The organism is Proteiniclasticum ruminis, assembly GCF_900115135.1.
GTDB classification, from domain to species: domain Bacteria; phylum Bacillota; class Clostridia; order Clostridiales; family Clostridiaceae; genus Proteiniclasticum; species Proteiniclasticum ruminis_A.
Window position 1 is genome coordinate 225,331 of the sequence record NZ_FOVK01000001.1, and the last position, 12,896, is coordinate 238,226.

Annotated in this window: 14 protein-coding genes; all 14 read left to right on the plus strand. The window is 42.5% G+C overall.

The genetic code is table 11. The annotated features are described in order from the left end of the window. Positions 1-36: 36 nt before the first annotated feature. A complete protein-coding gene (rpsA, locus tag BM243_RS01035; protein WP_074910869.1) occupies positions 37-1,185 on the plus strand; it encodes a 30S ribosomal protein S1 in 1,149 nt (382 codons plus the stop codon). After that, positions 1,186-2,628, plus strand: a complete 1,443-nt coding sequence (locus BM243_RS01040; RefSeq protein WP_074909199.1) for an aminoacyl-histidine dipeptidase — start codon at positions 1,186-1,188, stop codon at positions 2,626-2,628. 21 nt (positions 2,629-2,649) lie between these two features. After that, entirely contained in the window at positions 2,650-3,471 is an 822-nt protein-coding gene (locus tag BM243_RS01045) for a sulfurtransferase (protein WP_074909202.1), read from the plus strand. A gap of 1 nt (position 3,472) precedes the next feature. Next, positions 3,473-4,387 (plus strand): FUSC family protein, encoded by a 915-nt coding sequence (locus tag BM243_RS01050; RefSeq protein WP_074909205.1) that lies wholly within the window; start codon positions 3,473-3,475, stop codon positions 4,385-4,387. Positions 4,388-4,619: 232 nt separating this feature from the next. After that, positions 4,620-5,195: a Maf family protein gene (locus BM243_RS01055; RefSeq protein WP_074909208.1), complete on the plus strand. Its 576-nt coding sequence runs from the start codon at positions 4,620-4,622 to the stop codon at positions 5,193-5,195. A gap of 28 nt (positions 5,196-5,223) precedes the next feature. Further along, a complete protein-coding gene (gene radC, locus BM243_RS01060; RefSeq protein WP_074909210.1) occupies positions 5,224-5,904 on the plus strand; it encodes a RadC family protein in 681 nt (226 codons plus the stop codon). A gap of 22 nt (positions 5,905-5,926) precedes the next feature. Continuing rightward, positions 5,927-6,940: a rod shape-determining protein gene (locus BM243_RS01065; RefSeq protein ID WP_031575883.1), complete on the plus strand. Its 1,014-nt coding sequence runs from the start codon at positions 5,927-5,929 to the stop codon at positions 6,938-6,940. A gap of 3 nt (positions 6,941-6,943) precedes the next feature. Continuing rightward, a complete protein-coding gene (gene mreC / locus BM243_RS01070) occupies positions 6,944-7,792 on the plus strand; it encodes a rod shape-determining protein MreC (protein WP_074909213.1) in 849 nt (282 codons plus the stop codon). Continuing rightward, entirely contained in the window at positions 7,792-8,280 is a 489-nt protein-coding gene (locus tag BM243_RS01075) for a hypothetical protein (RefSeq protein WP_074909216.1), read from the plus strand. The genes mreC and BM243_RS01075 overlap by 1 nt, the downstream gene beginning before the upstream one ends. A 137-nt stretch (positions 8,281-8,417) precedes the next feature. Then, entirely contained in the window at positions 8,418-9,056 is a 639-nt protein-coding gene (locus BM243_RS01080) for a septum site-determining protein MinC (RefSeq protein ID WP_074909219.1), read from the plus strand. Between the two features lie 18 nt (positions 9,057-9,074). Further along, positions 9,075-9,872, plus strand: a complete 798-nt coding sequence (gene minD / locus BM243_RS01085; RefSeq protein ID WP_074909222.1) for a septum site-determining protein MinD — start codon at positions 9,075-9,077, stop codon at positions 9,870-9,872. A 12-nt stretch (positions 9,873-9,884) separates the two neighbouring features. Continuing rightward, a complete protein-coding gene (gene minE / locus BM243_RS01090; protein WP_031575901.1) occupies positions 9,885-10,148 on the plus strand; it encodes a cell division topological specificity factor MinE in 264 nt (87 codons plus the stop codon). A gap of 106 nt (positions 10,149-10,254) precedes the next feature. Beyond that, positions 10,255-11,394, plus strand: a complete 1,140-nt coding sequence (locus tag BM243_RS01095; protein ID WP_074909224.1) for an FtsW/RodA/SpoVE family cell cycle protein — start codon at positions 10,255-10,257, stop codon at positions 11,392-11,394. Positions 11,395-11,437: 43 nt separating this feature from the next. Next, positions 11,438-12,847, plus strand: a complete 1,410-nt coding sequence (locus BM243_RS01100) for a ribonuclease E/G (RefSeq protein WP_074909227.1) — start codon at positions 11,438-11,440, stop codon at positions 12,845-12,847. Positions 12,848-12,896 lie beyond the last annotated feature (49 nt).

Consider the following 12,896-nt stretch of genomic DNA (forward strand, 5'->3'; position numbering starts at 1 on the left):
AGTGATAAAACTGCCTGCAGGTTTATGGATGAACAAATGAATCATGAAATGTCTATGGCTGAAGCCATGGAGGGCTTTACGCTCAATAAAGTAAAAGATGGGGATATCCTCGAAGGTACGATTCTGAAAGTCAATGCTGATGAAGTCATCGTCAATATCAATTATTTCGCAGATGGTGTTGTGCCAAGGGATGAGCTCACCAAAGACCATAATGAGAGTCTTAGTGCTCTTTATCAGGTGGGGGATTCCATTAAGGTCATTGTGCTGAAATCAGATGATGGGGAGGGCAATGTTCTCTTATCAAAAATACAAGCGGATGCCATTGTCTCCATTGAAGAAGTGGAAGCTGCGTTTAATGACAAGACTCCTTTAAAAGTGAAAGTAATGGATGAAGTGAAAGGCGGACTGAGAATCTTTTACAAGGGTCTCACTGGATTTATGCCAGCCTCACTTGTCTCCGATAGCTATGTGGAGAATCTGAAAGATTATGCAGGAAAAACTTTGGATGCACTCGTTGAAGAATTCGATGATACTCAGAAAAAACTCATCTTCTCAAGAAAAGCCTATCTGAAACTCCAGGGAGAGAAAAACAAGAAAAAGCTTCTTCAGTCTTTAAAACCAGGAGATACAGTGGAAGGAACCGTAGCAAACATTGCGTCCTATGGAGCGTTCATTGATCTCGGCGGCCTAACGGGTCTATGTCATATCAGTGACCTATCTCACAGAAGAATCGACCATCCGGGTGAAGTGGTCTCCATCGGAGATACGGTAAAAGTGCATGTAATTCGGGTCGATCTGAAAAACGAAAAAATCTCCCTGTCTTTGAAGAACAAAGAGGAAGATCCTTGGATCAAATCTGGAAGCCTTAAAGTGGGACAGTTTTACACCGGCACCGTACGTAAACTTCTGGATATTGGCGCGATAGTTGAGCTGGAAAATGGTCTGGATGGACTCGTCCACATCTCAGAAATCAGTCAGGAACATATTTCTCATCCAAGAGATGTATTGTCTGAAGGGCAGGAAGTCACCGTTAAAATCCTTGAGATTGATGAGGAAAAGAAAAGAATCAGCTTCTCTCTGCGCGAAGGAACCGGTACAGATGAAAGCTACTATGAAGAAGAAGAATCAGTCACACTAGGAGATCTTTTCAAGAATCTTCTGGACCAGCTGAAGGAGGATGAATAAATGAGCGTACTACAGACCTATGAACCAAAGAAAGTGATGCATTATTTTGAAGAGCTGACCAAAATCCCAAGAGGATCCGGTAATGAAAAGGCGGTTTCAGATTATCTGAAAAAATTTGCTGAGGACAGGAATCTTTTTGTGGTGCAGGATGCCGTGATGAACATCCTCATTAAGAAACCAGGTGCTCCAGGTTATGAAAACAGCGTACCTGTGATCATCCAGGGCCACATGGATATGGTGGATGAAAAGAACAATGATACAGTACATGACTTCACGAAAGATCCACTTAAACTCAGAATAGAAGGGGAGCATCTTTATGCCACCGGAACCACATTAGGTGCTGATAATGGTATCGCTGTAGCCTATGCCCTGGCAATCCTCGATCAGGAAGACCTTCCCCATCCTCCTCTGGAAGTGCTCATTACCGTAGAAGAAGAAACCGGTATGCTTGGCGCAGCTTCTGTGGACGGTACTCTTTTTGAAGGAAAAATGCTGATCAACATTGACTCCGAAGAAGAAGGAACATTCCTTGTGAGCTGTGCGGGCGGCGCTAGACAGACCGTGAAGCTTCCATTAGGATACGAAGAGGCCACAGGTTCTGTATACAAGCTTTCAATTTCTGGTCTTCGTGGTGGTCATTCAGGAATCGACATTCCAAAAGAACGTGGAAACTCTAACGTGCTTCTTGGAAGAGCGCTTTACCTGCTCTCCCAGAAATATGATTTTGTTCTTTCAAATCTCCATGGCGGATCCAAGAACAACGCCATCCCCAGAGAGGCAGAAGCGCTGCTTCTTGTGAAAGGCAATGAGGAAAATCTGACGGTTGCTGTATCAGAAATTGAATCCCTCCTAGGGAAAGAGATCGAGACGCAGGACAGTGGCTTCAAGCTGCAGATCGAAAAATCCGACGCTTCCGGTCCTTTCTATACTCCTGAAACAACAGCCAAAGCCATAGGCCTTCTGTTCACACTGCCAAATGGTGTCATCAGCATGAGCCAGGACATCAAAGGTCTTGTGGAAACATCCCTGAACCTAGGTGTGCTTCATGAGAAGGACAACCATCTTTATTTTGATTTTGCAGTTAGAAGCAGTGTTGGATCTCGAAAAGAAATGGTGCTTCAGAAAGTGGATGCCATCGGAAAGGTTTTTGGTGCGGTATCCGAGATCACTTCTTCCTATCCGGAGTGGCAATACGCGAAAGAATCTAGCCTTAGGGATGCATTCATAAGAGTTTATGAGGAAAAATACGGCAAAAAACCTCAGATCGAAGCCATTCATGCAGGTTTAGAGTGCGGTATTCTGGCTGGAAGAATACCTGGTCTAGATATGATCAGCCTGGGACCAAATCTTTACGATGTGCATACACCTGATGAGCATATGGATCTAGTTTCTGTAAAGAATGTGTATGAATTCCTATTGGATGTATTGAAAGAACTTAAATAAAAGCGAAGTGGAGTGCGATCGATGAAAAACTTTAAAGACCGTGACTTTCTCATAGAGAACCCAGATCTTATTGTCCTTGATGTGCGGTACAGTATGAACGATGCCGAGTATGGAAAAAAATCCTATGCAGCTTCTCATTACAATGGAGCTCACTTTCTTGATATGGATCAGGACCTGGCGGATGTAGCAGGAACACACGGTGGCAGACACCCTCTTCCAGATATGAAACTTTTCGAGGAAAAGTTAAGGTCCATCGGTTTGGAGAACCACAGCCGTGTGCTGATCTATGATGATGGAGACAATTCATCCGCCGGAAGACTCTGGTGGATGCTGAAGTACTATGGTTTGTCTCAGGTGTATGTTCTTCAAGGAGGATTCAAAATGCTTCTTCCTGAAGACCTGACATCAGACAGATCCGAGAGAAAGCAGGGGAATATCACTTTAACAGCGCATCCGGATATGACTGCTCCCATAGAGGAAATCACAGATTATGCGAAAAATGGCTCTACCTCTGGAAAGCTTCTCATAGACTCCAGAAGCAAGGAGCGTTACCAAGGTTTGGTTGAACCTGTGGACCACAAAAAAGGCCATATTCCCCATGCACTGAATATCTTTTTTAAAGATCATTTCAAGGAAGATCAGACCTTCGATCTGGAGAAAGCAAAGAAAAACTTCCATGAAATCCTCCATGTGGATGATGTGATTTTCCATTGCGGGTCCGGCGTGACCGCCTGTACCAATATCATGGCCCTTGATGAACTGGGGAAGAAGTCAAGACTCTATGTCGGCAGCTTCAGTGATTATATCAGCTATGAGGATAACGTGGTGGAAAGGGACGTCTAAGATGAAAAACAGACTCATCGGTATGAGAACAATTAAAACTGCACTCGTTGTGGTACTGTCTTATATTGTTTCTTCCATCATCAATGATGAACTGTCCTTTGCGCTGATATACGCTGCAGTTATCTGTGTGGAGACTTCTGTGGTATCCAGTTTTAAGATTGGATATAACCGAGTTCTTGGAACCGTGGTGGGAGGAATCATCGGACTGTTCATGTCTTATATACCACTGTATGGTGCCATAACCATGGCAGCAGGTGTAGTCATCACCATCCTTTTTTGTAATCTCCTGGACATTAAAAAGGCTACAGGGATTGCCATCACTCTTGTCATTATCATCGTCACAGGTTCTTCAGAAAGCTCTCCTGCCATCTATGCCATGCAGAGAACGCTGGATACGGTGATTGGAATTGTCATCGCGACTATTGTCAACATGCTGATTTATCCACCGGATCAGATGATCCGTGTCCGTGACAGCTTCCAGAAATTCAGAGACACTGCAAGGCATGTGGTTGGAGACCTGATATTATACGGAATATCCGATGGATTGGACACCCTTGGCACTCAGCTGGATGGGTTCAAAGACACCTTCAATGAACTGAACAAAGAGCTGTTTATCCTGAAGAAATATGACAAAGAGGAATACGATTATTATGCGCTTATGGTGGAAGCATCCGAGAAGGTCTTTATCTATGCAGAGGCAACTTCTCTAAGCGAAACCAATGTGAAAATGACTAAGGATAACCATCAGAAACTATACAAACTCCTCTCCCTTGAAATCTTCCAGACAGAGTTTGTCACCATGGAAAGTTCCACCAGAGAGGACATGATTTATAACTATAACCTGGCAAAGCTGATATCTGCTTTGGAGAAGATTCTAAAGGAGAGAACATTTCAGGTGGATAACAGTAAATACTGATCAAAAATACTTCCGATGAACCGGAAGTATTTTTGATTGCATAAGTTTAAAAGGATTTCGCATACTATTCTTGTTCCCATATTCTTGCGTCCAATAAACCACCCCTGATGTTTCTCTTAAACTAACTTTAAATCATATTTACCACCTTGTTTAAAAAATTCTATGATGGTAAACTATTAAGTAGGAATTTTTTGGGTAAAATTCTGTAACAGTCTGGAATGGAGGGATATTTGTGCGTTTTGTATTGGCATCTGCTTCGCTGAGAAGACAAGAACTGCTTCAAAGAATGAACATACCGTATGAAATCATCGTATCTGATTTCGACGAAGACTCCGTTTCTTTTGCGGGCAATCCTAGTGACTATGTGAAACAACTTGCTGTGGAGAAGGCTAGCAGTGTCTCAGAAACACTTTCTGGCGACACTGTCGTCATAGGTGCTGACACTATTGTTTTTGCAAATGGCCAAATTCTCGGAAAACCCAAGAATCGGCAAGATGCGAAGCGAATGATGAAGCTGCTTCAGGGCACAGACCACTATGTTTATTCAGGCGTTGCACTCATTCATCCGGCTAGAAATCTGAAAACTGCTTTTTCCGTGGTCACTACCGTCTCCTTTTCCAAAATGGATGACAATGAGATTGAATTCTATCTCACCAGGGATGAGTGGCAGGATAAGGCTGGCGCGTATGGTATCCAAGGCGCTGCGGGTATTTATATCCGGGAGATTCATGGAGACTATTATAACGTGATGGGTTTGCCTTTACAGGAACTTTATACCCGTCTGAGAGAATATTCCTATATCATGTAAATGGGTTGGGCAATCTTTGGAGGATTTTATGGAAAATCGCATCATGGATATGGCCCTTAACGAAAGACCACAGGAAAGACTGCTCCGGTATGGCGCTGAAAGTCTTTCCAACAGTGAGCTCCTTGCAGTCATTCTGCGTGCTGGCACCAGAGAAGAGAATATCATCCAGCTTTCGCAAAAGGTGATCACTGTGTTCAACGGCATCAACGGACTGCTCGAAGCATCCCAGGAAGATCTCATGAAGATTCCTGGAATCAAGGAAGCTAAAGCATCCCAGATTTTATCAGTGGCTGAAATGGCCAAAAGATTCCAGACCTATCGAAGCGGAGACAGTTATAAGATCAACGCTCCTGGAGATGCGGCGGATCTTCTTATGGTCGAGCTTAGGGAGTACAAACAAGAGGTGCTGAAAGTGCTTCTGCTGAACACAAAGAACATTGTCATCGGCACTTATAACGCATCTGTAGGAAGTCTCAATTCTTCTATCGTGCATCCGCGTGAGATCTTTAAAGAAGCCATACGCAAAAGTGCCGCATCGATCATCATGGTTCACAACCATCCTTCTGGGGATCCTTCTCCAAGCAGCGAAGACATCGCTGCCACAGGTAGAATCAAAGAAGTAGGAAAAATTGTCGGTATCGACCTTTTAGACCATATCATCATCGGTGATGGGAAATATATCAGTTTAAGAGAAAAGAACTTATTGTAAATTTGAAAGGAGAAAATCATTCATGCGTTTATTTGGAATGAGCAAGGATATGGGAATTGACCTGGGAACGGCCAATACCCTAGTTTATGTAAAAGGAAAGGGGATTGTTCTCAGAGAGCCTTCTGTTGTGGCTTTCAACACCCATACCAACAAGCCACTGGCTGTTGGTGAAGAGGCCAAAAGAATGATCGGACGTACCCCAGGGAATATTGTAGCGGTCCGTCCACTTAAAGATGGTGTTATTGCAGACTTTGACGTGACACAGACTATGCTGAGACAGTTCATTGAAAAGACTGCTTCTAAATCCGCATTTACTTCTCCAAGAATCATCGTTTGTTTCCCATCAGGTGTTACTGAAGTGGAGAGACGCGCTATTTTGGAAGCGACAAAGCAAGCAGGGGCAAGAGACGTAATCCTCATGGAAGAACCCATGGCTGCAGCCATCGGAGCTGGCCTTCCTGTAGATGAGCCTACAGGTTCTATGATCGTGGATATCGGCGGAGGAACCACTGAGGTTGCAGTAGTTTCACTGGGTGGTATCGTTGTTGCCAAATCTCTCCGCGTAGGTGGAGATGAGATGGATCAGGCAATCATCGCTTACATCAAGAGAGAATACAATCTCATGATTGGAGAAAGAACAGCTGAAGCCATCAAGATGACCATTGGATCCGCTTTCAGAATCGAAGGACAGGATGAAGCCTATATGGACGTGAAGGGAAGAGATCTCGTGACAGGGCTTCCAAAAGTCATCTCTGTCTCAGAAACTCAGATTAGAGAAGCACTTCATGAGCCAATCTCTGATATTATTGAAGCCATTAAGACCACACTGGAGAAAACACCACCAGAATTATCTGCAGACATTATGGATAAGGGCATCATGCTTGCAGGAGGAGGGGCGCTATTAAGAGGTCTTGGAGAACTCATCACCCATGAAACCCATATGCCGGTTGAGATCTCAGATTCTCCACTTGACTGTGTTGTATTAGGTGCTGGTAAAGCACTGGACAATTTCGACAAAATAGCGCGCAGCTACTAATTAATGTCCAAACTTTTGAAAAACAAGCTGTCAAGACGACTCGTTCTCTTGGCAGCTGTTCTCATTGTATTATTCGGGTTTACTGTTTACAAAGATCAGAAAACCCTTGTGGAAAGCGGTGCTGGCACAGCCCTTAATCCTGTGCAAAGTGTTCTCTATACTGTAAATAAGCGGATGGAGAGTTTCATTGACTTCTTTCTGCGCTATGAGGAAGTCAAAGAGGAAAATGAATCGCTTTTATTGGAAAACATCGAACTGAAAGCAAATCTTAGAAATTATGAAACGTTGAAGTCGGAAAATGAACGTCTTCGTGAAATGTTCAACTTCAAAACCCGAGCGGACCAATATGATTATATAGGGGTGAATGTCATTGGCAGATCCGGAGGCGGGGTCATCACTTCCTATATCATTGACAGAGGGGAAGAGGATGGTTTGCTTTCGGGAATGGTGATCATGACAGAAGAAGGAATCGTAGGTCAAATTACAGAAACTGCGAAAACCTGGTCACTTGTTGAAACGCTCTCCAGTGAGAATATTGCCATTCATGTAAAATCAACAGATGATGCTTCCATCAGCGGTATCCTGGAGGGTCATATTGGCAGTGGACAAACCCAGATGGCGAAAATTTCTTTCCTGCCCATTGATTCATCTATCAAAGAAGGAGATACCATTGTGACTTCAGGTCTAGGCAGATTTTATCCGCCTGATTTCCTTGTAGGAACTGTGGTAAGAGTAGAAGAAGACAAAGGAAATCTTATGAAGACAGCCATTGTAGAAACTGCTGTTGACTTTAAAAGAGCGGTTCAGCTTTTCGTGGTGAAACCTAAATCCATGGGAGATGTGGAGTACTGATGAGAAAGATATTTATTTTCCTGACTGTACTCCTCTGGCTGCTTCTTGATCAGACTCTTCTGCCTTTTCTGTCCGTCTATGAATCCAGTGGAAGTCTTCTGTTCACATTTATGGGTCTCTTTATGCTTATGACTGATGAGCATGATGCATTCTATATTGGCTTAATCACTGGGATGATGCAGGATCTGTTTTTTCCATATGTGTTTGGATTGAACACACTTCTTAATGTGCTGCTCTTTTTGATCTTATCAAAAGTCGGTCTTACGCTGAAAGAAGGAAAAAAAACAGTACCCGTCTTTTCCGTATCCATTGCCCAAGGCGTTAAAACCCTCATCATAATTCTTGTGCTCTGGGTCTTTGGGATAAAAGGAAATTATTTCGCCCTCATCGTCATGCCACTGTATACCGCTGTGCTGGGAATGGTTCTATACCGTCCCTCTATATCTTACAGCAGAATACCTCTTGTAAAGAAAGAATGGAGATTCTAACTTGCTTTTTTGAAGCAAGTTCTTTTTTTGATGAAAAATTGTCAATTTCCAGGTTTTTCCTGATTAGAGTGGAATTATTCTATTAAATCCTATAAAATAGATTTTAGATGTATTTTTTTAGCATTTGGAGGAACTCAATGAGTACTATGGACCGTATTCAGATGAAAGGAAACCGTAAAGGCCTGAATCTGATCATAAACCTGCTTGAATTCAATTCTTTTGAAGAACTGATTGAAGCAGTTAAGTCAAAACTGGAACCTGTTAAAAATTTCTACAGCGGGAATGCTGTTTTTGTAACAACGTATCCCATCCGACTGAAAGAAGAGGAGAAAACGCTGCTGGAAAAGCTCCTTTATGATACCATTGCACTGTCAAGTGTTACTTTTGAAGAATCCAATCGCAAGGAAGATCTCCCTTCAATATTCGACGGTGTAGAAGAAGGCCTAACGAAATTCATCACAAGATCTCTTCGAGGCGGTCAGATGATTGAATTCAAAGGAAATGTCGTTGTCGTTGGAGATGTTCATATCGGTGCCGAAATATTCGCCGAAGGAAATATTGTGATTTTAGGCCAGCTCAAAGGAAGAGCCTTTGCGGGAACTTCCGGAAATGAGAAAGCTTTTGTAGCAGCACTCAAACTTACACCGGCACTGATGTCCATAGCCGGCATCTTTGCACGCTCGGCAGAAAATGAACCAAACTTCCCAGAAGTTGCAAAACTTGTAGATGGAAACATCTATGTAGAACCTTACATCCCAACAAAGTTCGAATATTAGAAAGAAGGAGAGACTTAAATGCCAGAATCCATTGTAATCACATCCGGAAAGGGTGGGGTAGGCAAGACCACCACCACAGCCAATATAGGAACAGCTCTTGCTCAGCTCGGTCACAAAGTCGTTGTTATCGATGGGGATACAGGACTTCGTAATCTTGATGTCCTCATGGGGCTCGAAAACAGAATTGTATATACGCTTCTCGATTATTTTGAAGGAAGATGCAAACTGAAGCAAGCACTAATCAAGGACAAGCGCCTTCCTCATTTATGTCTTCTGCCTACCGCGCAGACCCGTGATAAGAATGACATCACCACGGAACAGATGATTGGACTCATTGAAGAGCTAAAAAAAGAGTTTGATTACATTCTCATCGACTCTCCGGCAGGAATAGAGCAGGGCTTTGAGAATTCTGTAGCTGCTGCAGACAGCGCCATCATCGTTGTCAATCCTGAAGTCACTTCTGTTAGAGATGCCGACCGTGTCATAGGAAAGCTTGACTCAAAAGGGATTGAGAACCATAAAGTCATCATCAACAGACTGAACTATGAGATGACAGAAAATGGGGAAATGCTGAATGTAGAAGACATTTTGGAGATCCTCTCCGTGAAACTGCTGGGTATCGTTCCCGATGACCGAAACATCACAATTTCCACCAACAGAGGAGAGCCCATTGTAACCGTTGAAGGAACCCTGGCGGGAGCCGCCTTTATCAACATTGCAAAGAGAATTACCGGTGAAGAAGTGCCTCTGCTGAACCTGAAACCAGAGGAACTCGGGTTCTTCGGAAAAATATCCAAGTTATTCAAAAAAAAGTAGAGGGGGTACGGCATGGATATATTTAGCTTCTTTAAAAAGAAAAGCGGATCTAAAGATACCGCGAAGGACCGTCTGAAACTGATTTTAATGCACGACAGAGGAGATGTTTCTCCAGAACTTTTAGAGAATATCAAAAATGATATTTTGGAGGTTCTAAGAAAATATGTGGAAATCGATATAGACCAGGAACTGGATCTGCAGATTACACAAACTGACAGTGAGTTCGGCTCAGTACCTGCTCTAGTGGCAAACATTCCGATCCGCAAGAAAAAATAGGCTAAATCCTAAGAAAATGTTAAATTGAAAGTGAGAGTTGTATGAGTTACTATAATAATGCATACAACTTTTATTTTTGTTTCCACAAGGGAAGGGATTTTAACACATGAATGTACTCAAAGCTCTGATCATTGATCGCAAAGATCTCAAAGAACTGGATTTCGGTATGCTGCTTAGTGCAGTGGCGATTCTGTTCTATGGTGTTTTTAACATATATACGGCGACGAACTTCTACTACGCAAGACTACAGCTTATCTGGCTTGTTCTGTCTCTCGGCGTTGTTTATGTGATTCTTCTTATGGATTATCGGAAGGTTTATAAAATTGTGGATTTATTCTACTGGATTATAATTATTCTACTCGTACTGGTTCTCTTCACTTCCAAAGTGAAAGGTGCTGCAGGGTGGTTCAGTATAGGTTCAAGAGGATTCCAGCCAGCGGAGTTTGCTAAACTTACCACGATGATGATGGTCGGAAAAGAACTTCAGAAAGTGGATGGAAATATCAACAATCTGAGAAACTTCATGAAGGTGACTTTTTATGCCGCACTCCCTATGATTCTTATGATGCTTCAGCCTGAAATGGGCATCACAATGATCACATTTTTCATCGTATTGGGGATCTATTTCGCAGCTGGTCTGTCTCTGAAAGTTATTTTTGCTGGATTTGGTTTTGTCGCAATGTCTGTCATCATTGTGCTTCAGACCAACTTTCTTCCTGCTCATTGGAGTGCCAGACTCACAAGTTTTCTATTCAATGAAGGAAGTGAGCTTGGTATAAACTATCAGCTCAGTAGGAGTGTCATCAGCATCGGCTCAGGACAAGTCTCTGGAAAATTCAATTTTGGTCAATTTCTTCAGGACATGACGGTCTCCACACAATCCAGCACTCAATTTTTCAATCGTGTTCCAGAGAATCACACGGACTTCATATTTTCTGTGCTCGCAGAAAATTTCGGACTCATCGGTGGGATCACACTGCTCCTGCTCTATGGTATTCTCCTATATCGCATGATTCGAATCGCCAAGAAGTCCGAAGATATTTTCGGCAGCACCATTGCTGTTGGCGTATTTTCGTCTTTCTTGTTCTCTATTCTTCAAAATGTAGGTATGACCATGGGACTCATGCCCATATCAGGGATTACACTCCCACTGGTTTCCTACGGGGGAAGCTCTGTTCTGACTACGTTTATCGCCATAGGAATGGTCCTCAATGTAGGCATGAAAAAGAAAACAACTCTTTTCTAGTAAGTATGCTGAGGTCTAAACTCCTCAGAAAGGTTGAATAAAAATGATTGAACTGTTTATAGAAGATGATGTACATCGTCGAATTGTACTAAAAGACCGAGGCACCGTGACTGAATTTTATGTGGAAGATACAGAAAGAAGCATTCAGCCTGGCGACCTCTATCTTGGAATTATTAAAAAAAAGGTAAAGTCCCTGAAATCTGTATTTATTGACATTGGTGCAAAGAAAAACGCCTATCTCTATGTTCAGGATTTCCAACGATTTCAGGATTACAAAGAAGGTCTGAGCGTCCTTGTGGAAGTACTGAAAGAAGAGGAAGGCTCCAAAGGAACGAAGGTCACAGATAAAATTTCCATTGGTGGAAAATATGTGGTTTTATTCCCAGGCAAAGGATTGGGGTTTTCTAAAAAGCTCAATCGGGATCTTTTTCTTGATACACATGGCAGCTTCACAGCAATAGAAGGGTATCGGATACTATTCCGAGAAGCCTCCATGGATGCTTCAAGAAAAGACATTGAAGAAGAAATAAGCCAAATAAACCGCTCCTTTGAGGATGTATACAAAAAATCGGAAACTGGAGCAGGTCCATTGAAACTCTATGGCCAAAGTTCTGTGCTTTCAAGGATCCTAAGAGACAACTTTTCAAAAATCCAGATGATCTATGTCAATAGCAGAAATCTTCAGAAAGAACTGGAGGATCAGTATGGGATTCCATCTCTGCTTCATAAGAGCGAGCGAAGTCTTTTTGATTTCTACGGTATTGAGAATGAACTGGCAAATCTTCGGAATCGAAAAGTATATCTCAAAGACGGCGGAAATATTGTCATTGAAGAAACAGAAGCCATGGTGGTGGTTGATGTGAACAGCGCAAAGCACAAAGGATCCCAGAGCAAAGATGATTTTGTTATGGAAGTGAATCTTCAGGCAGCTTGGGAGATTGCCCGTCAGATCAGGCTCAGAAATTTATCAGGAATTATCCTGATAGACTTCATCGACGTGAAAAATGATGTTCAAAAATCTCTTCTGAAGGAAGCGGTGGAAAAAGCATTTCTGGAAGATCCTCTCTTTGGCAAATGCTATCCCATCACAGATTTAGGACTTCTCCAGCTGACAAGGAAGAAGAAAGGGGCTCCCGTCTACTCTTATCTTGAGGAACCTTGCACTTTCTGTAAGGGAGTGGGTACTAGACTTTCTTTCTCCTATGTCATGATGCGTATCAAGAATGAACTGGCAAGCAAGACAGAACAGATTGACATTAAAGATTTCCACATTCAACTCCATAAGCATTATGAAGAAAATGTCAGAGAAGACATCGACTTATTTATCCAGAAAATTGATTCCGGTCAGAAAAGACTCTATCTGGAGTTTAAAGATTTCCATCAGGATTATGAGGTTCAGCCACTGGTTTTTAAAAACCAGATTCAAGAGATGGAAAAATATTTGATCTCATAGCAACTTATCCTTTACATTGCAAGGTAAGATTGCTATAATATTTTGTAGG